Raw genomic sequence first — 22,644 nt, forward strand, 5'->3', positions numbered from 1 at the left:
TTGGTTTACGAATGAATTTGATTGCTGGTATTATCAATTTTGAAGGATAGTTAACGTTTCGCAGGAAGTCTAATAAAATAAGAAGGGTGAAAACAAGACTGTCTCCCTTTCTTAGTCATTCAATATTCTGTGAAAAATATTCACAGAAGCAGTATAACAAAAATAAGCCTCCCTCGAACAAACGTCCCCTTTCTGCAACAGTCTTTTTTCGCTTTAACGGGAGCAATTCTAGGATCTATTATTGAATAGTTATCAAGAATCATTCTAAGTTTTAAACAATTTTCAAAAACTTTATCCTCTATTCTATCACTCTAAAAATAATGAAAATTTTTTGAAAAATCTTTATTCTTTTGCAGAAGCGTTGCAGATACGAAACTATCTGTAGGATTTTGAGAGTGCGGACGTCCTATTTAGCTGGCCCTTCCGATACCCCAGAGATCTTTTCGAATACCTGCTGGGGGTCTTTTAACATCAATAGGTGATCTTCCTCTCTAATTGGAATATGAGGGAAGTTGACTGACCTACTAGAAAAGACAGCCAAGTTTTTAATCTGACCCAAAATAGCACCAAACTCTTTCGCAACATCCAAATCAGCATAAAGGGAGAGATAGGCCTTCGTACCTTTGATGTCAAGACTCGGGAAATAAGCTCCGTCTCGCTTTATCAAATTAGCAGCTAAGATCGCCAACAATTCCCCATCATCTCGCTCATCAGCCGATAGCATATCCTCATAGTAGTCTGCGACAGCCTGATAGGTTTTATCCTCAACAGAAACAAACATCGCTGCTAATTCCTCAGCTGATGGAAGCCTATCCAGGCCATCGATCACAAGTAGACGCTCCAAACTAACCGCCTGCTTTTTCAAAAAAGCAGTCAGGGCAGCCGTCCCATAGGAAGCAGTAATCACAAGACCATCTGGAGCCAACTTCCCTAGAAAATTATTAATGGTTTTCTCAATAGAAGCTACCGAAATCTCTTCAAAGGAGGTATTCAAAAATTCAATCACCTCATAAGATTTATGGCCAAATCGTTCATCAGTGATGACCTTATCCCAGACATGCCGACTCCAACCTAGAGGTGAAATAAAAATAACATCCATCATCGCTCTTCCTCCTACACATAGCTAAAATCATGGGGACTGACACTCATTTACTTTCAAAATCTGACATTGGCTAGCCTCCTTGATGAACCTCACTGCAGGCAATGACAGAGTTCGAAAAGTGATTAGGAATACGTTTTTCCATAGCTCTTCTCCTGTGTTTTTTATATAATTATATCAGATTCTTTATATAAATAAAAATGGTTTCGCTCATGGAAGATATATTTTTTGATTATTTTTTAAAGTCGCTTCATTTTCACCTTGGCGATTCCTGTGCTCCTGCTGAGTTTATAAGTTTTAACAAAAATGACTACCATGCTTTTATTGGGATCGAAAATCATATGCTGGAAACCTTGACTCTGTTGATGAATATTTTGGGAAAAGAAGGAATCGTTTTTTCTTGTGGGCTTATGCATCAGGAAAAAAAACATTACTGGAGTAGAGGTCTGTCTTAATCGTTCAGAACTAGAACGATTAAATCAGTTATACAAACTATAACCACCCTTGCTTCAATGAGTTCGGAATAGGTCAGTAAAGCCGATTCCTGAGCAAAACATATCCACCATCCTAACAAAGAGCTCAAAAAAGAGGTTGGACCTCCGTCCAACCTCTTTTTCGCTGATTATAGGCGGGCATTGAGTTCCGCAGATAGGTCCTCAAAGCCTGGTTTGCCAAGTAGGGCAAACATATTTTTCTTATAGGCTTCTACTCCTGGTTGGTCAAATGGGTTGATACCATTCAAGTAACCAGAGATGGCAATCGCCAATTCGAAGAAGTAAATCACATAGCCTAGAGTGAAGGCATCTTGTTCTGGAAGGGTCACAAACATGTTTGGAACATCTCCATCTGTATGTGCCAAGAGCACTCCGTCTGTCGCTTTTTTATTGACAAAGTCAACGTCTTTTCCTTGAATGTAGCCAAGGCCATCGAGGTCCTCGTCAAATTCAGGGATGAGCACGTTCTTACGTGGTTTGTCCACACGAATAACGGTTTCAAACAGGATGCGTGCGCCTTCTTGGATGAATTGTCCAAGCGAGTGCAAGTCTGTTGAGAAGTTAGCCGATGTTGGGTAAATACCTTTTTGGTCCTTTCCTTCAGACTCTCCTGCCAACTGTTTCCACCACTCACTGAAATATTGAAGAGATGGTTCATAGTTGACCAAGATTTCAGTCGCATAACCTTTGCGGTAGAGAATGTTGCGGACTGCTGCATATTGGTAAGCCTGGTTTTCGCTCAACTGATCAGATTGATAGTCCATCCGAGCTGCATTGGCTCCGTCCATCAGAGCTTGGATGTCTGCTCCGGAAGCAGCGATTGGCAACAAACCAACGGCTGTCAAGACAGAGAAACGGCCACCAACATCATCTGGAACCACAAAGGTTTGCCAGTTGTTAGCATCTGCTTCAACCTTCACCGCTCCTTTTTCACGGTCAGTTGTTGCATAAATCCGACGGTTGGCTTCTTCTTGACCATATTTTTTGATCAACAATTCCTTGAAGACGCGGAAGGCAATCGCTGGTTCAGTCGTTGTACCAGACTTAGAGATCACGTTAACAGAGAAATCCTTATCTTCTACGTATTCAACCAAGTCGGCCAAATAAGTGGAGGAAATTGAATTTCCAGCATAAAGAATTTGTGGAGCCTTGCGCTCTTCCTTGCTTTGCAAGTTTACAAAGTGGTTGTTGAGGAAATCAATCGCTGCCTTAGCACCTAGATAAGATCCACCAATCCCGATGACAACCAAAACATCACTGTCTGATTTAATCTTCTCAGCTGCTTCAAGGATTCGTGCAAACTCTTCCTTGTCGTAATTCTCAGGCAGGTCCAACCAACCTGTAAAGTCGCTCCCAGCTCCTGTTCCCTTGCGTAGAAGTTCATCAGCAGCTGAAACCTGTGCCTGCATGTAGTCCACTTCATGTGGTGCTACAAACTTATCCAGCACTTTTGAGTAATCAAATTGAATATGTGCCATATTCGTGCTTCCTCCCATTTTTTATCTCCCTTATCTTACTCTTTTATAGAAAAAAAAGCAAGAAACTTCCGAGAAATTAGCTAGTTAGTGCAAACGTTATACCTGCTTCAAAACTGGGCGATGTAGCTCGCAGGACCAGAGGTTCTTGGGTCAAGGGATGAACCAAACTCAGACGATGCGCGTGGAGCATCAGTCGCCCTTCCGGCTGCGGATGGTACAAGGGGTCTCCCACTAGGGGATAACCATGATGGGACAAATGAACCCGGATTTGATGGGTCCGACCCGTGGCCAACTGACAGGCCACCAAGGTCGCATCCGCTCCCAACTTGAGCCGCTTGACCGTCGTCTGAGCCGACCGTCCCCCTCGAGGATCGACTCGCCGTTTGCGGCGGTCATGGCGGTCGCGGCCAATGGGATCACGGTAAGCTTGCTCCTTAGCTGCAAACCTCCCCTCAACCAAAGCCCAATACTCCCGCTTGATGGCTCGCTTCTCCAGAAGCCGGTTTAGTAGGGGCAGAACCACTGGATTCTTGGCAAACAGCAAAAGACCACTGGTCTCCTGATCCAGCCGGTGGACCACATAGCAGGTTTGCCCTGTGTGGGCCACAACATGGTTGAGACAGGCCATTTCTCCGGGTTGATTGCCATGGGTTTTCATACCTTCGGGCTTGTTAACAACAATCAGATGTTGGTCCTCATAAACCACCTCGACCTGATCTGCCTGCCCCGCTTGAACCAGGCGGGACTCATACCAGTCCTCCTTAAATTCCAAGACCAAGACCTGCCCCTCAGCTACCAGACTCTGCCAGTGAACCGGCCGCCCATCCAAGGACAAGGCCTTCTCCATCCTTAGAAAATGACGGATTTTACGTGGAATCAACAGGGCTTCTTCTAAAACCTCTTTTATGCTCAAGCCTGCCCAGACGGCAGGGATAGTGATAGAAATCTTCATACCCTCATTGTAACAGAAAGAAAGCTTAAGAAAAACTGAAAACAAGGCGGGAAATAAGGCATTTTCTTGTTCCCCTGTGGAGAAATTGATACAATAGCCCTATGAATAGACTAAAATCCGCCTTTGAGCAGTTTTTACAGCTCTTTAAGGCCACAGAAAATCCAGAAGAAACCGGGCTGCCCCCCGAAGAGCAGGCCTCGGATGACTGGTCTCTAGCAGACGAGACCAGCCCTAATAGCCGTTCAGAAAGTAAGAAAAAAGCTGGTTTTTGGCCCGCCTTTCGCCGCTTTTGGCGGCGTTACCATTTGACCAAAATCCTCTTGATCCTCTTCCTATCCTTTAGCTTGCTAGTTGGGGGCTGGCTCTTCTACTTGGCCAAGTCGGCCAATGTCGATGACCTGCAAAATGCCCTCAAGGCCACAACCATTATTTATGACCGCAACGATGATGAAGCAGGGAGCCTGACCGGCCGGAAGGGAACTTATATCGAACTACCCGCCATTAGCGCCAACCTCCAAAATGCCGTTGTCGCAACCGAGGATCGCTCCTTCTACGAGAATAGCGGGATCAACTACGGCCGCTTTGCCTTAGCCATTGTCACGGCCGGCAGAAGCGGGGGTGGTTCAACCATTACCCAACAGTTGGCTAAAAACGCCTTTTTGTCCCAGGACCAGACCATCCAGCGGAAGGCCAAAGAGTTCTTCTTGGCTTTAGAATTAACCAAAACCTACTCTAAAGAAGAAATCCTCACCATGTACCTCAACAATGCCTACTACGGTAACGGTATTTGGGGTATTGAGGATGCCAGTCAGAAGTACTTCGGAGTATCAGCCAGTGAGTTGAGCCTGGATCAGGCGGCAACCTTGGCCGGGATGCTCAAGGGACCGGAGCTCTACAACCCCCTCTCGTCGCTCGAAAATGCCAGCAACCGTCGAAATACGGTCTTGCAAAACATGGTCAATGCAGGCTATATCAGCCAAGCGGAGGCAGACCAGGCAGCAACCGTCGACATGGCCGGGCAGCTGTCCGATACCTATGCCGGTAAGACGGACGACTACCGCTACCCTTCTTATTTCGATGCCCTCATTTCGGAAGCCGAGCGGGTCTATGGTCTCTCTGAAGAGGACATTGTCAATAACGGTTACCGCATCTACACGGAGCTGGATCAAAACTACCAGGCCAATATGCAGCTCATCTATGACAATGAAGCCCTCTTCCCACAAGCCGCAGATGGCAGCCACGCCCAGTCTGGTAGCGTCGCCCTGGACCCGCAAACCGGCGGTGTCCGGGGACTGGTGGGGCGTGTTAACTCCGATGAAAACCCTGAATTCCGGAGCTTCAACTATGCGACCCAGTCCAAACGGAGCCCCGGCTCAACCATCAAACCCATTGTCTCCTATACACCGGCTCTGGCAGCTGGTTGGTCCATCAACACCGAACTCAACAACAGCAAGAAAACCTACGGAGACTACAACATTGATAACTATGCTGGGATGACTACAAACCCAACTGTTCCTATGTATGAGGCCCTGGCCGACTCCCTCAATATCCCTGCCGTTGCTACCTTGGACGAACTCGGAGTTGAGAAAGGGGTCGACAGCGCCAAGAAATTCGGCCTCAAATTGACCAATGACACTCCAACACTCGGTATGGCCTTAGGTAGTGGTTTTGAGACCAATCCCTTACAAATGGCTCAGGCTTATGGAGCCTTCGCCAATGGAGGGGTCATGCGAGATGCCCATTTGATTACCAAGATCGAAAACGCTAGTGGGCAAATTATCAAAACCCATAAATCCACTTCTAAACGGGTCATGTCCGCTTCCGACGCCAATAAGATGAACCAGATGATGCTGGGAACCTTTACCAACGGAACCGGAATCTACGCCGCACCCGCAGGCTATACCATGGCCGGTAAAACCGGAACCATGGAAACCGACTTTAACCCCGATGTCTCCAGTGACCAGTGGGTGATCGGCTATACCCCAGATGTGGTCATCAGCCAGTGGCTCGGCTTCCCGGAAACCGATCAGGAACACTACCTAACTGGAACCTCCTCGACCGAAGCTGCAACCATCTTCCAAAGCATGGCCAGCAGCGTCCTTCCCTACACCGAGGGCAGCAGCTTCTCTGTGGAAAATGCTTATGCAGCCAATGGCATCGCCCCTGTCAATATCTATGACCAGGATGAAAATACCAACAAGGACAGCCTCAACAGCTTCCTCAACGATGTTCAAAACCAGGCCCAAACTATGGTCGACCAAGCCAAGGAAGCCCTCAACAGCGCCCAACTCCCAGAAAAAGCCAAAAACCTCTGGGATAGCTTCACCGGACTTTTCCAATAAAAGACCTGGATTTTACCCAACGCGAGAACTTGGCAAGAACAGCAAATCTTGCTATAATAGGACTATTGGAGGCATCATGGCACTAAAAAAAGCAAGTTTAGCCTGCACCGTTTGCGGTTCACGGAACTACTCGATTAAACTCAGTAGCAACCCCAAACCAAGGCGGCTAGAAGTTAATAAATTCTGCAAACATTGCAGCAAATATACCACTCATAAAGAAACACGTTAGGAGATACCCATGCGATTTGTCCTCGATACATTCCGGATCTTGCGGGATACCGCTTGGCCCAATCGAAAACAACGCTGGACTGACTTCTGGTCCGTCCTACAATACTCTGCCTTTTTCATCCTCGTCATCTTCCTATTTGACCAGGCTGTATCAAGGGTCTTTAACCTCTTGTTGGATTTTTTCCAATAAGAATCTCGAAAAACTCCCCCGTCTGGGGAGTTTTTTTGCTATAATTGAGAAGAAAACACCAAGCCCTCGGGCTTTTTTATATAGGAAAGGAAGGCTCATGCTAGATAGTTTTGACAAGGGGTGGTTTGTCCTACAAACCTACTCAGGTTATGAAAATAAGGTCAAGGAGAATCTCCTCCAACGTGCACAGACCTATAATATGTTAGAGAATATTCTTCGTGTTGAGATTCCGACTCAAACCGTTCAAGTTGAAAAGAATGGGAAAAAGAAAGAAGTAGAAGAAAACCGCTTCCCAGGTTATGTGCTGGTTGAAATGGTTATGACCGACGAGGCTTGGTTTGTCGTTCGGAATACGCCAAACGTTACCGGCTTCGTGGGTTCTCACGGAAACCGTTCCAAACCAACCCCGCTCTTGGAAGAGGAAATCCGTGCCATCCTGGTGTCTATGGGACAAACAGTTGAAGATTTGAACCTCGACTTCAAGGAAGGGGATACTGTCCGGATTATTGACGGTGCCTTCACTGACTACACTGGTAAAATTACGGAAATTGACAACAACAAGGTGAAAATGATGATCACCATGTTCGGGAACGACACCCTTGCGGAAGTCGACATTACCCAAATCGCGGAGTTGTAAGCTCCTTTTGGCTTTGCCGGACGGCAAAGCCTTTTTTCATAGTAAATTCAAGAAAATCTTCAGTAAAAATTGTAAAATGAGAGTAAAGGAGACTAACTAAATGGTAAAAGAATTTGATATTCTCGCCATCGGAGGAGGATCTGGTGGTATTGCAACAATGAATCGGGCAGCCCTGCATGGGGCCAAGGCGGCTGTGATTGAGGGCAACCTCTTGGGTGGAACCTGTGTCAATCTAGGCTGTGTGCCCAAGAAAATTATGTGGTATGGGGCCTCTATCGCTGATGTCTATGGAAAATACGGGGCGGCTTATGGCTTTCATGCTTCTGAAGTCAGCTTTGACTTTGCGACCCTTCGCAAAAATCGTGAAGCCTATATTGAACGGGCCCGCAATTCCTATGGAGGCCAGTTTGACCGCAATGGCGTGGAAGTCATTGAAGGCTATGCCCGCTTTGTCGACGCCCATACTGTTGAAGTGAATGGAGAACTAGTACGGGCCAAGCATATTGTCATTGCAACAGGTGCTAAGCCTAGCATCCCGGACATTCCTGGCAAGGAATTGGGCATCGTCTCCGACGATGTCTTTGCCTGGGAGGAATTACCAGAATCCATCGCCATTGTCGGAGCTGGCTATATCGCCGTGGAAATGGCTGGCCTGCTCAACAGCCTTGGGGTCAAAGTTGACCTCTTTGTTCGCCAAGACGCGCCCCTTCGCTACCTTGACGACTATATCTTAGAAGGTTTGTTAGCAGAAATGAAGGCAAGTGGCATCCAGCTCCACACCCATAAAGTAGTCAGCCAGGCTGAAAAAGTGGACGAAGGCGTCCAACTCCACTTCCAAGACGGTAGCAGCCATAGCAGCCAAACCGTCTTGTGGGCCATCGGCCGGCAACCAAACACCGAAAGCCTCAACCTCCAAGCTGCCGGTGTCGAAGTCACCGAACGTGGCTTCATCAAGGTGGATGCCTATCAAAACACCAGTACCCCTCAAATCTACGCCCTTGGGGATGTAACTGGCGAAAAAGAATTGACCCCTGTGGCTATCAAGGCTGGACGGACCCTGGCCGAACGCCTCTTCAACGGCCAAAGCCAGGCCAAGATGGACTATAGCACCATCCCAACGGTTATCTTCGCCCACCCGGCCATCGGAACCGTCGGCTATACCGAAAAGGCAGCTATTCAAGAATTTGGAGCTAACCAAGTTAAAACCTACACTTCTACCTTTACCTCCATGTACACCGCTGTTACCGAGCACCGGCAGCCCATGAAACTCATGCTGGTAACCCAAGGACCAGAAGAGAAGGTCATCGGACTCCACGGAATCGGCTACGGCGTCGACGAAATGATCCAAGGCTTCGCTGTCGCCATCAAGATGGGGGCCACCAAGGCGGACTTCGATGCAACCGTCGCTATCCACCCAACTGGTTCAGAAGAATTTGTTACCATGCGGTAATTTTTGAAGCCTAAAAAATCACCCTGTTTCTCCTCCTTTGGAACGAGAAACAGGGTGATTTTGCTATTCATGGATTGCTGCGTAAGCTTCCAAAATTTTGTGGGCGATGCGCTCGACATCGTTTTGCATGCCACGCATTTCAAAAGTGTCTAATACAGGGATTGAAAATTGTTGGCTGTATTGTTGAGCAGTCAGGCAATACTGGTGATTAAAGTTACGATTACCACTGCCAACGACACCCAAACAGTAAAAGGAATTTTCCCCATAAGCCATAAAGTCGCGAACATCCGTTGTTAAGATTTCCACGTCTCCGTTATCAATCCCATTTCCACCTTCTAGATAGGTTGGCACAAAGGTCACATAGGGCTTGTTCAAGAAGAAAAAGTCCTGCTCTTCCTTGACCAAACTCTTGATATCAATCAAATGAATGGTCAGACTGGGATTTTGAATCAGTAAATAAGTCTGCAGGCGGCTGACAAAACTTTCGGTATTTCCACTAAGGCTTATATAAACAAAGGTCATCTCTTGCATTAGAGCACCTCTGCATCAAGAACTTCTTCTTCCACAGCCTTTTGGTAACGGCGCAAGCAGTAATAGGCAATCGCAGAAAAAAGAATCGTCAGAACCGCATAACCAATAACGGTCATTTTGTTCGCACCCAAAACTCCCTCGAGAGCTTCTTTATTCTTAACGATTGATTGAGCCATTCGATTCGAAACCAAAACCGAAACCATCCAACTTACAAAAACAGCTAATCGCATAGCTAAATAAGTATAGGTAGACTTGACAACATCCTTTTTGACAAACAGGAAGAAAACAGAGATAGCAAAAAGAACGGTCGTCAACACAGTCATTGAAAGCGATGGCAGGCTCCTTGCCCACTCAAAAGTAGCCAGTTGAAGTTTAACAGTATCCACCCCGCCTATTTGTTGGAGAATCGCTTCATCCTTTAAAATTTCATTCCAAGTTTTAATCAGATTTGGTATTTGAACATAACCATAGATACTCATCAATACCCCTAAGGTTGAGAATCCCAATAAAACATATAAAAATACAGGTTTCTTTTTCATAAACGCCTCCTTATAGTAAGTCGAAATGTTGTACTATTAGGATAGTCCTATCTCCTAAAAATGTCAAGGAAAAATCGATATCTCCTACAAGTATTGGATGAACCAGAAAAAAACCTCTCCCAAAGGAGAGGTTCGAGGCTATTCAACTGTTACAGATTTAGCTAAGTTCCGTGGCTTATCCACATCCAAACCACGATGAAGGGTTGCAAAGTAAGCAATCAACTGGGTTGGAATCACCATAGCAATGCTGGAAAGGTAAGGATGGACTTGGTTGACAACAATATCGTCATCCTCACGCGCTACCCCTTCTTCAACAATAGTCAAGACATGGGCACCACGCGCCTGCACTTCAGCAATGTTTCCACGAGTGTGAGCCGCTACCTTCTCATTGGCAGACAAGAGGGCAATCACTGGAACACCGTCCTCAATCAAGGAAATCGTTCCGTGTTTCAATTCACCCGCCGCAAAACCTTCACATTGAATATAGGAAATCTCTTTCAGCTTCAAGCTGGCCTCCATGGCCACATAGTAATCCTGACCGCGTCCAATATAGAAGGCGTTGCGAGTTGTTTCCAAAAGCTTGCGAACCTTGCTGTCAACGAGATCCTTCTCTGACAAACTCGCCTCAATCGACTGAGCCACCAAGGACAACTCATGCACCAAATCAAAGGCTTCTGCCTTAGCATTCCCATTGGCTTCGCCAACTGCTTTTGCTAAAAAGGCAAGGGCTGCGATCTGCGCCGTGTAGGCCTTGGTTGAAGCAACGGCAATCTCTGGTCCTGCATGGAGGAGGAGAGTATAAGTCGCTTCACGGGAGAGGGTTGAACCTGGTACATTGGTCACCGTCAAACTTGGAATTCCCATCTCATTCGCTTTAACCAAAACCTGACGGCTGTCAGCCGTTTCCCCTGATTGCGTTAGGAAGATAAAGAGTGGTTTCTGGCTCAAGAGTGGCATCTCATAGCCCCACTCTGAGGCAATTCCCAACTCGACAGGCCGTTCTGTCAACTCTTCCAACATTTTCTTAGACGCAAACCCAGCATTGTAGGACGTACCCGCTGCAATGATGTAGAGGCGGTCTGCTCCCTGCACCGCTTGTACAATCGCTGGATCCACCTGCATCTGGCCATCCGCATCCGCATAAGTGGAGATGAGTTTCCGCATCACGGTTGGTTGCTCATCGATTTCTTTCAACATATAGTAAGGGTAGGTGCCCTTACCAATATCGGACAAGTCCAACTCAGCAGTATAGCTATCACGCTCAACCGTGTTGCCTGCATAATCCATGATAGTGACTTGGTCTTTTTCCACAATCACCAATTCCTTATCGTGAATTTCTTTAAAATCACTGGTTTCGCGAATCATGGCCATGGCATCTGAGCCAACCAAATTGTAGCCGTCGCCCAAACCGATCAAAAGTGGGGATTTGTTCTTGGCAACATAGAGCACTTCTGGATTCTCAGTATCCATCAAGGCAAAGGCATAGGATCCTTCAATAATGTTAAGGGCTTTCTTGAAGGCCTCCAACACGCTCAAACTTTCAGCTTCCACAAAGTGTCCCACAAGGTGAACCGCAATCTCAGTGTCGGTCTGACCTTGGAAGTGGTGGTTCTCCAAATAAGTAGCACGAATCTCAGCATAGTTCTCAATCACCCCGTTGTGAACCATGACCAAACGGCCAGATTCCGATTGATGAGGGTGAGCATTCAGTTCACTCGGCTTCCCATGCGTTGCCCAACGGGTATGACCAATCCCTGCAAAACCAGCCAGCTGATCACCCACCTTAGCTTCTAAATCGGCAATCCGACCATTGGCTTTGACCAAGCGACCAGATTCAGCACCATTTGAAACATAAATACCAGCTGAATCATAACCACGATACTCAAGTTTTTCTAGTCCTTGTAAAAGAATATCGGTTGCATTGGGATTTCCCACAACACCAACAATTCCACACATACTTGTCTTCCTCCAAAAATTGGTATAGTCTAATTCGATTTTTGTGAATTAACTGACAAAATTATAGTTTTTTCACCCCTCTTTGTCAAGAGTCAGCAATTGGTATAGGAGAGCAAATCAAAAAAGATAAGTTTACTTATATGAAACAACTAAAAACCTCCCTGTATTTTGGTGTACAATATCTTAAAATAGGAGGTCTATCTATGAATCTGAAAAAACACAAACTCTATTTTGCTACTTTTTTTACAGATATGCTCTCGAACTTCGGAGATACTGTCTACAGTCTCGCACTCATGAACTATGTATTGCTGGTTCCTCAGAAGGAACCAGCAATCGCACTCGTCAGCATCTCTGAATCTTTGCTAATTCTCTTTAGCATCCTCATGGGCTACTGGGCTGACCAAAAAGAAAAAAAGGTAGACTGGATTCTCTATAGCCAAATCAGTCGCTTCGCCCTCTACCTACTAGCTGGTTTCCTACTCCAGTTTGAGCCAGCCCTCATTTTAGTCCTCGCCCTAGTAGGCACCAACTTCTTTTCTGATTTAGCTGGTAAATTTGAAAATAGCCTGTTCCTCCCCCTTAAAGTACAACTCCTCCCTCCAGAGGAAAGAGAGCCCCTCCTTGCCACCACACAAGGGATCGAGGCTAGTAGCTCCATTGTTTTTCAATTCATCGGAGCAGCTCTCATCAGTTGGATTAGTTATAGTCAACTCGCCTTTCTAAATGCCACTACCTTTTTACTAGCAGCTCTCCTCACCTTATATCTCCGCCCTCATTTATTAAAAAGGGCCACTATTCCTGTTACTCACTCCGAAGAAAAACAGGGACTTATCTCTTCTATAAAAGAAGTCCTTCAGCAAATGAAGCAAACTCCTAAAATGATTCCTTTGCTGAGTATTTTAGCCAGCATCAATGGCATATTCTCCATTTTAATTCCTCTAATTCTGGCCACAATTGCCTCCAAACCTGACTTCGCCATCTTGTCAGCGGCTTCCACTGTTGCTGGTGTCTCCATTATCTTAGGGGTTAGTTCCATCTTGGGAAATATCCTCATTTCCACCCTCTTTAAAAACCTTTCCCTCCTTCACATCATCCAGGCTATTTGCCTCTTGGCTCCACTGCTCTTTTTAAGCTTTCTAAGCCAGCTTCCCTTCCTAGTGATCCTCTGTATATTTTTTATGGGAATTCTCATGGGCTGTATCCAGCCCAAGGTATCTGCCTATTTCATGAGCCACCTTCCCATTGAACAGCTGGGCTTCCTCAGCTCTAGTATCTCAACTTTATTGCAAGCCACCATCCTTGTCAGTCAGCTATTATTTTCAGGATTACTTTTAAGCTTACCACTCTCCTGGATTCTCTTCCTATTCCTAGCCCTAGCCATCGGCCTAAACGTCTTTCTACTGCAAAATAGACAAAAACTCAAAGATTAATTCTAGAAAAACACTCGATTTTCAACCAAGATACACAAAAGCAGAGACCAGATCAAATCTAGTCTCTGCTTTTTAGCTAAAACCCAAAACTCTGGTCTCACTTTGACTGCTCCTGCAAGCTATCTTCAATGACAACCTTCTTAGACCAAGGAGTTTTATGATTCTCAATAAAATTCCCAAAGCCATCTTCCTCTTCGGAACTGTCCTCCTCATCAGAGCTCTCTAGCTCATCCTGATCCTGATTTCCTTCATTCAAATTGACTGTACCGAACAATTGGAATGAACTACTTCCTTTAGAAGCAGCCGAATTCGACTGCACCAAGATCCAGCCACCAACAACCAGACCGACTAATACCAAAAGCAATAAGACTTTTTTCATGATCATCTCCTTACACCAATATAATTATCTATAATAAGGATATATCATCAAATTTTCACACGGCTTTCCAGATTTTTCCACATTTTATCCGATTCCCTTACATGAAAACACTCCATAAATTCAGAAAATGCCTTTACTTTAACAACCGCCAACAGAGTCCTTACCCTTCTCCAACCCCTGAATTGTCTCAGAGATAGCTTCTGACAAATAATAACAATCCAAAAATTCCGCAAATCGCTGACACTCTTTCATCGTATCTAAAGCAGCCTTATCTCCTTGCAAGTAGGCTAAATGAGCTCGACAAAATTTTAGTTGCAGACGTTCAAAAACATCATTTTCTAAAATGTTTAAAGATTGGACCAACCGAATCAACTTACTCGCCCGTCGCTCTTCGCCAATGTCTAATAAATAACCTAGAATATTTAGAAGTATTCGATATACTTTTTTACGGTTTACTTCTATTCCCATATAAAACTGAGTTCGCGCTACTATCTCCTGTATAAAAACTTCTAAAGTTTGAACACTTAACACTTTATAACAAGCACCTAAAATCCATAACTCATAAAAACACCATTCATCTATTGAGAATAAATAATCTGTAATCACCTCTATCTCTATAGCAGGAACTTGATAACCTTTATCACACTTACCCAAAAATACATGCAATACTGCAGCTAAAACTCTAGTCGATTTCTTACCTGTTCTATCATATTCCTTCATTGATGTCGATAATTCTTGTTTTATAAAATAAGTATTTCGATTGTTCATTTCAGTATATAAACGAATAGAAGTACGAATATCTTCTTGCTGATAATAAATATTATAAAACGTAGAAAATTCTCCTTGCAAAATATCCATGTTCTTTAAACAGGCAAAGAAAAGATCTACAGATAGACGGCTCTTTCCATTTTCAAAACGAGACAATTGAGCTGTTGATACATAATCCCCGGCGACCTCAGCCAAAGACATGTTCTTGGACTCCCGCAATATTTTAAAAACTTTTCCATAAGTTTCCATCGCTTCCTCCTCCTTACTCATATGCAATATTCCTAAGTTTTATTTATAAAAGTATATCATATACATATAGAGTAAAAATATTTCACGAGGTAAATTATGAAAAAAATTCTAAACTTATTAGCGCTAATATATATTTTAGCAATAATTAGCATAGCTAAATCCTTATTCCAATATGAAATCACCAGATCTCCTGTCGACTCAACAGGTATCGAACAAATCATTGAGTGGTAAACATTCCCTCTTTTAATTTCTTTTGAGCAATGATATAATTGCTTGGTAATCCTATTTTTACACATCATCAAACCAAAAGAAAGGACCCCTCATGTCTGATTTTTTTAAAGTCCATAATATTCATAAATCTTACAAGGAGCATATAGCCGTTGACCAAGTTTCCTTTAACTTACAAAAAGGGGAGATTTGTGGCTTGGTTGGGGAAAATGGAGCTGGAAAAACCACCTTGCTTCGTTTGCTCACCGGACTCATCCGACGGGATCAGGGAGAGATTCAGGTACAACCAGGTTTAAAAACTGGTGCTCTGATCGAATCCCCTGCTCTCCAACTTCATCTGAGTGCCCAGGACAATCTCCGCTATCTGGGACTCCAGTTAGGCATTTCCAACTTAGAAAAGAGAATTGCAACGGTCTTAGCCTTAATTGGATTAGACCAAGTGGATTCGCGTAAGAAGAGTAAAGATTTTTCCCTAGGGATGCGCCAACGTCTGGCTATTGGTCTGTCGATTCTCCACCAGCCTGATTTTCTAATTTTGGATGAGCCGATTAATGGGCTCGATCCGGCTGGTATTCGAGAAATGCGCAGTATTATCCATAATCTTCGCGAACAGGCAGGGATGACCATCCTCATCTCCAGCCACATCTTGTCCGAATTGGAAATGGTCGTTGATCGCTATCTGATTATGCACCAAGGAAAATTGGTGCGGCAAATTACAAAGGAAGAGCTGGAAGCCCAGGTTGCAGGATCTCTTTGCTTAGAGTCTCAACAAATCCAAGAAGTCGCTGCTCTATTAAACAGGTTAGAACTATCTTTCCACCAAGAAGGAACACGCTTTTTCTTACCTGAAGCAACCCCACTCATGCCTCTCTTACAAGAAATTTTGGCAGAAGGTTTAGTCATTGAAGCAGCCTTCCATCAACGCCATTCATTAGAAGACTACTACCTAACACTCATTCATGGAGGAACTCCACATGCTCAACTATCTTAAGGCAGATCTCTATCGTATTCGCCGAGAAAAACGCTTTTTACTCCCTCTAGCTATTCTCGCAGCCCTCTGCTTTCTAACTACAGCTTTTCTTAAAGGGGAACCTGAAGCAGAATCTAGTATCTCCTTCGTCCAAATGATGGGACAACTCTTCCCGCTCTTCTTTCTAGCCGCTGGTAATTTCTTTCTCGGAGATGACCTACAGCAACGAACAATCAACTATCCAATTATCCAGCTCGGTAATCGCTTGAAACTGTTCGTCTATAAGGTTCTCGCAATTCTCATTACCAACAGTCTTCTCCTAGTCTTAGCTTATCTTTTCTTCGCGCTTTTTCGAACTAGTCTCGGTGGAGCTTTAGGTATAGGTACTCTTTTGGTGATTATGGGACAACAGCTAGCCATCTATGGTTGTATCAGTCTCTTCTTTATCAGCCTCTACCTGCTCTTTCCCAAACCCGGACAAGCTGGCCTAACCTTTGTTATCCTCAGTATCTTTTGGGACAGTCTCTTCCGCTTGGTCGTAAACCAAGTTCTCCACTTGGAACTTCCTAGCTGGATGACACTTTTCCTAGCCTCTCAAGCCGACTATCTGCTAAGTCCAGACTTTTTCCTCATACTAATGGTCTACACCGTTATTCTCCTCTACCTCCTCTATCGACTTTTCCAAAGACAGGAATTCAAGTAGAGTGGACTCAAAAAAATCCTCCGATTTTATTTTCGGAGGATTTTTCCTTATTTCACAACAATATTGACCAATTTATTCGGTACGGCAATAACTTTGAGGATCTCTTTATCGGCAATTTCGGCCTGAACTTTTTCATGAGCCAGGACTGTTGCTTGGAGGTCCTCTTTGGAGAGGTCTTTAGGAACCATAAGTTTGGCACGGACCTTACCTTTAACTTGGACAACAATTTCGACTTCGTCTTCGACGAGGAAAGCCTCGTCATGGCTTGGCCAGGGCACATAGCTAATGGACTGGCCAGAGGCGGTAAGGGTTTGCCAAAGCTCTTCGGCCAAGTGTGGGGCAAATGGCGCTAGAAGTTGGATAAAGCCTTTGGCATAGTCGATGTAGAGTTTGTCGGCCTTGTTGGCGGCGTTGACAAAGATCATCAGTTGGGCGATGGCGGTGTTGAATTTGTAGTCTTCAATCTGCTCGGTTACAGCCTTGACGGTTTCGTGGTAGACCTTATCTAGCTGGCCGTCATTGTCAGTGCTTAGTTCCTTGCTGGTGATGAGGCGGTAAACCCGGTCCAAGAATTTCCGACTGCCTTCCAGACCTTCCTCACTCCAGGCAATGGAAGCGTCCAGTGGTCCCATAAACATCTCGTAGACCCGTAGGGTATCCGCTCCGAATTGATCCACAACATCGTCCGGATTGACCACATTTTTCAGCGATTTGGACATTTTAGCCGGTGTTTGCTCCAATGTCTCACCTGTCTCACAATGGATGAAGGTGCCATCTCGTTTTTCGACCTTGTCGCTTGCGACCAAAGCCCCTCGGCCATCGCGGTAGCTGGTTCCCAAGATCATACCCTGGTTGAAGAGTTTTTGGAAAGGCTCCTTGGTTGGGACCACGCCGAGGTCATAAAGGAACTTGTGCCAGAAGCGGGCATAGAGCAGGTGTAAAACGGCATGCTCAGCTCCCCCGATATAGATATCGACTGGCAACCACAGCTTGAGTAACTCCTCATCGGCTAATTTCTCAGTATTGTGGGGATCGATGTAGCGGAGGTAATACCAGCTGGAACCAGCCCACTGGGGCATGGTATTGGTTTCCCGGCGACCTTTGACACCATCTTCGCGGGTCACTTCAAGCCAGTCTGTCAAGTTGGCTAGTGGGCTTTCGCCGGTTCCGGATGGTTTAATATCTGTGGTTTTTGGTAAGACAAGCGGAAGTTGGTCTTCTGGGACTGCTGTGGAAGTACCGTCTTCCCAATGGATGATCGGGATTGGTTCTCCCCAATAACGTTGGCGACTAAAGAGCCAGTCACGAAGCCGGTAGGTGATGGTTTCTTCCCCCATCCCCTTTTCTTCTAGCCAAGCCGTCATCTTCGCCTTAGCTTCTTTTGTATTTAAACCATCCAAAAATTCCGAATGAATATGCGGACCATCTTCGGTATAAACGGCCTGCTCCACATCGCCACCTTCAATCACCGGGATGATCGGTAGGTCGTAAACCTGGGCAAATTCCCAGTCACGCGCATCATGAGCTGGAACGGCCATCACAGCACCGGTTCCGTAGCTAGCCAAAACATAATCCGCGATCCAGATTGGAATCTCCTTGCCGTTGGCTGGATTGATGGCATAAGCACCGGTGAAGGCACCCGTCTTCTCCTTGGCCAAATCGGTCCGCGCCAAATCTGACTTGAGGCTGGCCTGACGCTTGTAGTCTGCTACAGCCTCAGCCTGCTCGGGACTGGTAATCACATCCACTAGCGGATGCTCTGGCGCCAAGACTGCATAAGAAGCCCCAAACAGGGTGTCCACACGCGTTGTGAACACAGAGAAGCCTTCCTCATGCCCCTTGATCTTGAAATGAACCGTCGCCCCAGACGACTTGCCAATCCAGTTCCGCTGCATATCCTTGATGGACTCTGGCCAATCCAGGTCCTCCAAGTCTTCCAAGAGACGGTCAGCATAAGCGGTAATCTTCAACATCCACTGACGCATCGGCTTGCGCACCACTGGATAACCCCCCCGCTCAGAAGTTCCATCCGGAAGCACTTCCTCGTTGGCAATCGCAGTTCCAAGCTCTTCGACCCAGTTTACCGGCACTTCAGCCTCATAGGCCAAGCCTTTTTCAAAGAGCTTGGTGAAGATCCACTGGGTCCACTTGTAGTAGTTAGGGTCTGTTGTGTTGACTTCCCGATCCCAGTCATAAGAAAAACCAAGGGCATTGATCTGGCGTTTAAAGTTAGCGATATTCTCCGCCGTAAACTCCGCTGGGTCATTCCCTGTGTCCATGGCATACTGCTCCGCTGGAAGACCGAAAGCATCCCAGCCCATCGGATGAAGGACATTGTAGCCCTGGGCCCGCTTGTAGCGGCTCAAAATATCTGTCGCTGTATAGCCCTCTGGGTGACCAACGTGTAAACCAGCACCAGACGGATACGGGAACATATCCAAGGCATAAAACTTGGGTTTATCCGCATCTGTTCCTGTTTTAAAGGTTTCATTTTCAGCCCAGAATTGCTGCCATTTGGACTCAATTTCTTTATGATTATAAAAGCTCATCATCTGCCTCACTTTAACAATAAATTAATCCCATTATACCATGAAAAAAGCAGGACAGCCAAGCGATTCCAGCCAGTTTCCTGACCAAAAGAAAGACTGGATCCCTTATGCCAGGAATCCAGTCTTTCTATTTTTCTTCACCCGACGTTAGCCAGGCCTTGCCTAAGCTTTTCTTATGCCTGGGTCTCGCCGCCTCGCTTGAATGCAAAATCGTTCGCGGAAGTAAGGTGCTTCTCGAAGTCACCAACAGGAAACTATTCAAAATCCAACTGGGCCTTGCTGGTGAAGTAGGTCCGATAAGCAAAGTAGGAGGCAATCACTGCCGCGAGACTGGTGGCCGACAGCAACATAAACATCACCATAATCTGGTAGCGAATCGCATGTACCGGATCGACCCCCGCGAAGATTAGACCTGACATCATTCCAGGCAGACTGACCAGCCCAACTGTTTTCGCCGAATCAATGGTTGGCTGCATCCCCGTCCGGATGCTCTCTCGTAAAATGTCCTGGGAAGCCAGTTTCACAGACGCCCCGAGACTTAATTTTTCCAGCACCTGCTGGCGGTTATCTGTAAACAAACGGTGCATGGACCGGTAGGACAGCCCAACAGCGGCCATGGCATTGCTGGCCAACATCCCCGAAATCGGAATTACTTGCGACGGGATAAATTGAATCGCCCCAGAAGCCACCAGAATCCCCAAGGTCAGACCGGTGGAGACCAAGAGCGCCAAGAAGGGATGGAGTTGTTTCTTGTTAGGATTGGGATTGCGCTTATTGGCCTGGCTACTAGCATTGTAGAGAATCACCAAGACCATAGCCAGGCTCAAAAAGACATTGGAAACCTGGAAGATAAACTGGAGGACATAGCCCACCAGAATCAATTGCACAACTGTCCGCAGCACAGCCATGGCAATATCCTTGGTCAGCCCCAGCTTTTCCTTCTGACTAATCCCCATGGCTACCAAAACCAGGGTAAAAATCAAAACTAGCGATAGATTATCAACCGATACATTTGTCATAGAACTAACCTTCCTCCCTCAACTTGCAGTACTTTCTCGGCCGCCGCAATTTCTGCAGCGTCGTGGGTCACTTCAATGATCGTTTTCCCAGATGCGTGGTAGTCACCAATCAGACCATGCACGACCTCTTTGGTCGTCGCATCTAACCCAACTGTTATTTCGTCCAGCAGTAAGACCTTTGGCTCAAATAGTAAGTTTCGAATCAAAGCCACCCTTTGTTTTTCCCCACCGGACAAATCCGTAATGTTCTTGTTTAAAAAAGCTTCAGAAAGGTTGACCCTCCGCAAAGCTTGGACCGCCCGCTGGCGATCAAAGGCTAGCTGCCGCACCTGGAAGGGGAAGGCCAAATTATCCTCGACCGTCTTGCCAAACAAAACCGGCTGCTGGAAGCAATAGGATACCTCCTGACGATAGAGCGGCATGTCCAAGTCAGCCAGATTACTGCCCTGATACAGAATCTGCCCCTGACTCGGAGAAATCAACCCTCCCAAAAGCTTCAAGATACTACTCTTCCCGCTCCCAGAGGGTCCAACCAAGGTCAACCGCTCTCCCTCTTGAACCGAAAAATCAATCGCTTGCAAAATCGCCTGCCCTTTATCTGAAAAGCCCAAGGACTCCACCGTAAACACTGCCATAGCCACCACTCCTCTATCTTTATTTAGAACAATTCTAATTATATTCTTTCCCAGCCCTCCTGTCAACCACTTAGATAAAGATCATAAAAGTCAAACAGTTTAAAGAAGGTGTGAATTTTCAAGGGCTACTCCCACCTCTCAGCATCTCTAACTCTAAGCACAAGCAAAAACCTTGCCCCTATTGATGAGGAACAAGGTTTGACAAAGGAGCTTTATTTGTCCTTTAAACTGACCAGACCCTTTAGAGCCAGTAGTGAAATAAATCCCATAAACATAATGGATACTACAGGACGACTCTCCATCATGGAAAAGGCTAATGAAACACACACAATAATGAGTAGAAAAATTCGCTTTAATTCCTGATTATTCGGCTGAGTATTTTTCATGACTAGACCTCCGTTTTTTCTAATTTTATTATAGCACAACTCTAGTATAAGACATAACCTCGTTTTTAAAAACAAAGTCATCCAGAATTTTTTTATCTAGATGACTTCCTTTTTCATAAAGATACTCGTGATGCTAACTTAGAATAACAAATTTTAGGGCACCTCTAAAAACTAAATTTCTGAAAATCTAAATGTTGATTTATCAAGATTTGAGTGATTCAATTTGAAGAAAAACTGGGGTTTTTAGAGATCCCCTTTAGACTAAGTCAATACAATCAATCCTCCGACTACGATACCAGATGCAACTCCAGCAAGATACCATCCGTCACCGTAAAATTCGTCTGTTACGATTTCTTCAAAGACTAGTTCATTCATATAATTATCTAACGCTTTCATAAATTCCCTCTTAAGTTAAAGTAACACCTAAACCTACAATAGTCAAACCAGCTATAAAACCGTCAACAAAATCTCTACCATTTCCATTTAATTCAGATGAGTCAATTTCTTCAAAAAGAAGGTCCTGTTTCATATTATCAATAAATTCCATAATACCACTCCTTCACAACAATATTTATCAGATCTATCCTAATAGCTGAGAGACTTTTCTGTTCTCATTTATGTAATAAGCATAACTGCTGCACCAGCGAATACACCAGCTACAAAAGCAGCACCAATTTCATTCCAACCATTGAACTCCTTAGAATCCACTTCCTCAAATTTGATCAATTCTTTTTCCATTTCCTCACCCCCTTTCAATAAAGTATCTGTTCTTATTGATACTTCACTACCTTTTTACCAATCATGGTCAATGCTTTTTCAAGACTGACTTCATTAATAGTGAGCGGTGGCATAATCGATAAACCTTCCTCACCATTATTGGCATAAAGATATACAAGAATACCCAACTTCTCCAATTCCTTTACCAACTGGGCTGCATAACCTGGAATCGTTCGAACAGAAATCATTGCTCCAATATTGCGATAGATTACACCTTGTGCATCGAAAATATTCCGAAGAGTTTCCGAAATCCATGTAACACGATTTTCAAGCGAAGATTTTTCCTTTAGGTAATAGTCTAAAGTAACTTCTGCCGAAACCATTCCCAATAAATTCCCATTTTGAGTTGAAAAATGCTCTTTAATACTAGTTGATTTCTGCAGTCGATAATCCAATTCTTCCGCAACACAAACACAACCAAAGGGAGTGATCCCATTATTAATAGCCTTACTCAAGCAAATTAAATCTGGAACTTCTGATAGATGGTTGAAAAAGAAGGGTAAGCCTGTTTTGAAAAATCCAGTTGCCACTTCATCGAAAACCGTAATCACCTGATTCTCTCTCAGTAGCTTCAATAATTTATTAGACTTCCTGCGAAACGTTAACTATCCTTCAAAATTGATAATACCAGCAATCAAATTCATTCGTAAACCAA

The 22,644-nt window shown here is 45.0% G+C and carries 23 protein-coding genes and 1 pseudogene; 9 read left to right on the forward strand and 15 right to left on the reverse strand.

Going from position 1 to position 22,644, the window contains the following annotated elements; all coding sequences use genetic code 11:
* Positions 1 to 406: 406 nt before the first annotated feature.
* Positions 407 to 1,102: a thioredoxin domain-containing protein gene (locus tag N4310_RS01640; protein WP_262091832.1), complete on the reverse strand. Its 696-nt coding sequence runs from the start codon at positions 1,100 to 1,102 to the stop codon at positions 407 to 409.
* A gap of 209 nt (positions 1,103 to 1,311) precedes the next feature.
* Here N4310_RS01640 and N4310_RS01645 point away from each other — a divergent pair, with 209 nt between their 5' ends.
* Complete coding sequence (locus N4310_RS01645) at positions 1,312 to 1,554, forward strand: hypothetical protein (protein WP_262091833.1); 243 nt, start codon at positions 1,312 to 1,314, stop codon at positions 1,552 to 1,554.
* 167 nt (positions 1,555 to 1,721) lie between these two features.
* Here the strand turns inward: N4310_RS01645 and N4310_RS01650 are convergent, their stop codons facing one another.
* Positions 1,722 to 3,071 carry a glucose-6-phosphate isomerase gene (locus tag N4310_RS01650; RefSeq protein WP_160332856.1) on the reverse strand — a complete coding sequence of 450 codons (1,350 nt, stop codon included), beginning with the start codon at positions 3,069 to 3,071 and terminating at the stop codon, positions 1,722 to 1,724.
* Positions 3,072 to 3,147: 76 nt separating this feature from the next.
* A complete protein-coding gene (locus tag N4310_RS01655) occupies positions 3,148 to 4,023 on the reverse strand; it encodes an RluA family pseudouridine synthase (RefSeq protein WP_262091834.1) in 876 nt (291 codons plus the stop codon).
* Positions 4,024 to 4,124: 101 nt separating this feature from the next.
* On the opposite strand from N4310_RS01655, the gene pbp2a reads away from it, so the two are divergent.
* The 5 genes from pbp2a (at position 4,125) to gorA (ending at position 8,870) form a co-directional block, all read left to right on the forward strand.
* Positions 4,125 to 6,365: a penicillin-binding protein PBP2A gene (gene pbp2a, locus N4310_RS01660; RefSeq protein ID WP_262091835.1), complete on the forward strand. Its 2,241-nt coding sequence runs from the start codon at positions 4,125 to 4,127 to the stop codon at positions 6,363 to 6,365.
* A 76-nt stretch (positions 6,366 to 6,441) separates the two neighbouring features.
* Entirely contained in the window at positions 6,442 to 6,594 is a 153-nt protein-coding gene (gene rpmG, locus N4310_RS01665) for a 50S ribosomal protein L33 (RefSeq protein WP_160332853.1), read from the forward strand.
* A gap of 9 nt (positions 6,595 to 6,603) precedes the next feature.
* The gene (gene secE / locus N4310_RS01670; RefSeq protein WP_160332852.1) at positions 6,604 to 6,783 is read left to right on the forward strand and encodes a preprotein translocase subunit SecE; all 180 of its coding nucleotides are present in this window, start codon (positions 6,604 to 6,606) and stop codon (positions 6,781 to 6,783) included.
* Positions 6,784 to 6,880: 97 nt separating this feature from the next.
* The gene (nusG, locus tag N4310_RS01675; RefSeq protein ID WP_160332851.1) at positions 6,881 to 7,420 is read left to right on the forward strand and encodes a transcription termination/antitermination protein NusG; all 540 of its coding nucleotides are present in this window, start codon (positions 6,881 to 6,883) and stop codon (positions 7,418 to 7,420) included.
* A gap of 100 nt (positions 7,421 to 7,520) precedes the next feature.
* The gene (gene gorA, locus N4310_RS01680) at positions 7,521 to 8,870 is read left to right on the forward strand and encodes a glutathione-disulfide reductase (protein ID WP_262091836.1); all 1,350 of its coding nucleotides are present in this window, start codon (positions 7,521 to 7,523) and stop codon (positions 8,868 to 8,870) included.
* Between the two features lie 63 nt (positions 8,871 to 8,933).
* Here gorA and nrdI read toward each other — a convergent pair whose 3' ends face one another.
* The 3 genes from nrdI to glmS all read right to left on the reverse strand — a co-directional run bounded on the left by nrdI (position 8,934) and on the right by glmS (position 11,896).
* Positions 8,934 to 9,401: a class Ib ribonucleoside-diphosphate reductase assembly flavoprotein NrdI gene (gene nrdI, locus N4310_RS01685; RefSeq protein ID WP_262091837.1), complete on the reverse strand. Its 468-nt coding sequence runs from the start codon at positions 9,399 to 9,401 to the stop codon at positions 8,934 to 8,936.
* Positions 9,401 to 9,940 carry an ABC transporter permease gene (locus tag N4310_RS01690; RefSeq protein ID WP_262091838.1) on the reverse strand — a complete coding sequence of 180 codons (540 nt, stop codon included), beginning with the start codon at positions 9,938 to 9,940 and terminating at the stop codon, positions 9,401 to 9,403. Before N4310_RS01690 ends, nrdI begins: the two co-directional genes overlap by 1 nt.
* Before the next feature lie 138 nt (positions 9,941 to 10,078).
* Positions 10,079 to 11,896, reverse strand: coding sequence for a glutamine--fructose-6-phosphate transaminase (isomerizing) (gene glmS / locus N4310_RS01695; protein WP_262091839.1), 1,818 nt, complete (start codon positions 11,894 to 11,896; stop codon positions 10,079 to 10,081).
* A 203-nt stretch (positions 11,897 to 12,099) separates the two neighbouring features.
* On the opposite strand from glmS, the gene N4310_RS01700 reads away from it, so the two are divergent.
* Positions 12,100 to 13,326 carry an MFS transporter gene (locus N4310_RS01700; protein ID WP_262091840.1) on the forward strand — a complete coding sequence of 409 codons (1,227 nt, stop codon included), beginning with the start codon at positions 12,100 to 12,102 and terminating at the stop codon, positions 13,324 to 13,326.
* Positions 13,327 to 13,423: 97 nt separating this feature from the next.
* Here N4310_RS01700 and N4310_RS01705 read toward each other — a convergent pair whose 3' ends face one another.
* Together N4310_RS01705 and N4310_RS01710 are read right to left on the reverse strand one after the other, a co-directional pair.
* A complete protein-coding gene (locus N4310_RS01705) occupies positions 13,424 to 13,705 on the reverse strand; it encodes a hypothetical protein (protein WP_262091841.1) in 282 nt (93 codons plus the stop codon).
* Positions 13,706 to 13,843: 138 nt separating this feature from the next.
* Positions 13,844 to 14,722, reverse strand: coding sequence for an Rgg/GadR/MutR family transcriptional regulator (locus N4310_RS01710; protein WP_262091842.1), 879 nt, complete (start codon positions 14,720 to 14,722; stop codon positions 13,844 to 13,846).
* Between the two features lie 322 nt (positions 14,723 to 15,044).
* Between N4310_RS01710 and N4310_RS01715 the strand changes: the two genes are divergently transcribed.
* Entirely contained in the window at positions 15,045 to 15,941 is an 897-nt protein-coding gene (locus N4310_RS01715) for an ATP-binding cassette domain-containing protein (protein WP_262091843.1), read from the forward strand.
* Positions 15,925 to 16,623, forward strand: a complete 699-nt coding sequence (locus N4310_RS01720; protein WP_262091844.1) for a hypothetical protein — start codon at positions 15,925 to 15,927, stop codon at positions 16,621 to 16,623. Before N4310_RS01715 ends, N4310_RS01720 begins: the two co-directional genes overlap by 17 nt.
* 47 nt (positions 16,624 to 16,670) lie before the next feature.
* Here N4310_RS01720 and leuS read toward each other — a convergent pair whose 3' ends face one another.
* From leuS to N4310_RS01755, 7 genes and pseudogenes are all read right to left on the reverse strand, one after another.
* A complete protein-coding gene (gene leuS / locus N4310_RS01725) occupies positions 16,671 to 19,172 on the reverse strand; it encodes a leucine--tRNA ligase (protein WP_262091845.1) in 2,502 nt (833 codons plus the stop codon).
* A gap of 254 nt (positions 19,173 to 19,426) precedes the next feature.
* Positions 19,427 to 20,191, reverse strand: a complete 765-nt coding sequence (locus tag N4310_RS01730) for an ABC transporter permease (RefSeq protein ID WP_160333204.1) — start codon at positions 20,189 to 20,191, stop codon at positions 19,427 to 19,429.
* Positions 20,188 to 20,826: an ABC transporter ATP-binding protein gene (locus tag N4310_RS01735; RefSeq protein ID WP_262091846.1), complete on the reverse strand. Its 639-nt coding sequence runs from the start codon at positions 20,824 to 20,826 to the stop codon at positions 20,188 to 20,190. Before N4310_RS01735 ends, N4310_RS01730 begins: the two co-directional genes overlap by 4 nt.
* 647 nt (positions 20,827 to 21,473) lie before the next feature.
* A complete protein-coding gene (locus N4310_RS01740) occupies positions 21,474 to 21,608 on the reverse strand; it encodes a hypothetical protein (protein ID WP_262091847.1) in 135 nt (44 codons plus the stop codon).
* Positions 21,609 to 21,618: 10 nt separating this feature from the next.
* Positions 21,619 to 21,759 (reverse strand): hypothetical protein, encoded by a 141-nt coding sequence (locus N4310_RS01745; RefSeq protein WP_262091848.1) that lies wholly within the window; start codon positions 21,757 to 21,759, stop codon positions 21,619 to 21,621.
* A gap of 68 nt (positions 21,760 to 21,827) precedes the next feature.
* Positions 21,828 to 21,950: a hypothetical protein gene (locus N4310_RS01750; RefSeq protein ID WP_262091849.1), complete on the reverse strand. Its 123-nt coding sequence runs from the start codon at positions 21,948 to 21,950 to the stop codon at positions 21,828 to 21,830.
* Positions 21,951 to 21,982: 32 nt separating this feature from the next.
* Positions 21,983 to 22,573, reverse strand: a pseudogene (locus N4310_RS01755) (aminotransferase class III-fold pyridoxal phosphate-dependent enzyme); the annotation flags it as partial.
* Positions 22,574 to 22,644 lie beyond the last annotated feature (71 nt).

Origin of the sequence: Streptococcus danieliae (assembly GCF_025447695.1) — a bacterium.
Classification (GTDB): domain Bacteria; phylum Bacillota; class Bacilli; order Lactobacillales; family Streptococcaceae; genus Streptococcus; species Streptococcus danieliae.

Coding starts and splice junctions, on each gene's coding strand:
- N4310_RS01710 (WP_262091842.1), bottom strand. CDS start 14,722: ATGGAAACTTATGGAAAAGTTTTTAAAATATTGCGGGAGTCCAAGAAC.
- glmS (WP_262091839.1), bottom strand. CDS start 11,896: ATGTGTGGAATTGTTGGTGTTGTGGGAAATCCCAATGCAACCGATATT.
- nrdI (WP_262091837.1), bottom strand. CDS start 9,401: ATGCAAGAGATGACCTTTGTTTATATAAGCCTTAGTGGAAATACCGAA.
- N4310_RS01740 (WP_262091847.1), bottom strand. CDS start 21,608: ATGAAAGCGTTAGATAATTATATGAATGAACTAGTCTTTGAAGAAATC.
- N4310_RS01720 (WP_262091844.1), top strand. CDS start 15,925: ATGCTCAACTATCTTAAGGCAGATCTCTATCGTATTCGCCGAGAAAAA.
- N4310_RS01730 (WP_160333204.1), bottom strand. CDS start 20,191: ATGACAAATGTATCGGTTGATAATCTATCGCTAGTTTTGATTTTTACC.
- N4310_RS01640 (WP_262091832.1), bottom strand. CDS start 1,102: ATGATGGATGTTATTTTTATTTCACCTCTAGGTTGGAGTCGGCATGTC.
- N4310_RS01645 (WP_262091833.1), top strand. CDS start 1,312: ATGGAAGATATATTTTTTGATTATTTTTTAAAGTCGCTTCATTTTCAC.
- N4310_RS01715 (WP_262091843.1), top strand. CDS start 15,045: ATGTCTGATTTTTTTAAAGTCCATAATATTCATAAATCTTACAAGGAG.
- nusG (WP_160332851.1), top strand. CDS start 6,881: ATGCTAGATAGTTTTGACAAGGGGTGGTTTGTCCTACAAACCTACTCA.
- N4310_RS01745 (WP_262091848.1), bottom strand. CDS start 21,759: ATGGAATTTATTGATAATATGAAACAGGACCTTCTTTTTGAAGAAATT.
- rpmG (WP_160332853.1), top strand. CDS start 6,442: ATGGCACTAAAAAAAGCAAGTTTAGCCTGCACCGTTTGCGGTTCACGG.
- N4310_RS01700 (WP_262091840.1), top strand. CDS start 12,100: ATGAATCTGAAAAAACACAAACTCTATTTTGCTACTTTTTTTACAGAT.
- gorA (WP_262091836.1), top strand. CDS start 7,521: ATGGTAAAAGAATTTGATATTCTCGCCATCGGAGGAGGATCTGGTGGT.
- N4310_RS01735 (WP_262091846.1), bottom strand. CDS start 20,826: ATGGCAGTGTTTACGGTGGAGTCCTTGGGCTTTTCAGATAAAGGGCAG.
- pbp2a (WP_262091835.1), top strand. CDS start 4,125: ATGAATAGACTAAAATCCGCCTTTGAGCAGTTTTTACAGCTCTTTAAG.
- N4310_RS01750 (WP_262091849.1), bottom strand. CDS start 21,950: ATGGAAAAAGAATTGATCAAATTTGAGGAAGTGGATTCTAAGGAGTTC.
- N4310_RS01650 (WP_160332856.1), bottom strand. CDS start 3,071: ATGGCACATATTCAATTTGATTACTCAAAAGTGCTGGATAAGTTTGTA.
- secE (WP_160332852.1), top strand. CDS start 6,604: ATGCGATTTGTCCTCGATACATTCCGGATCTTGCGGGATACCGCTTGG.
- N4310_RS01655 (WP_262091834.1), bottom strand. CDS start 4,023: ATGAAGATTTCTATCACTATCCCTGCCGTCTGGGCAGGCTTGAGCATA.
- N4310_RS01705 (WP_262091841.1), bottom strand. CDS start 13,705: ATGAAAAAAGTCTTATTGCTTTTGGTATTAGTCGGTCTGGTTGTTGGT.
- leuS (WP_262091845.1), bottom strand. CDS start 19,172: ATGAGCTTTTATAATCATAAAGAAATTGAGTCCAAATGGCAGCAATTC.
- N4310_RS01690 (WP_262091838.1), bottom strand. CDS start 9,940: ATGAAAAAGAAACCTGTATTTTTATATGTTTTATTGGGATTCTCAACC.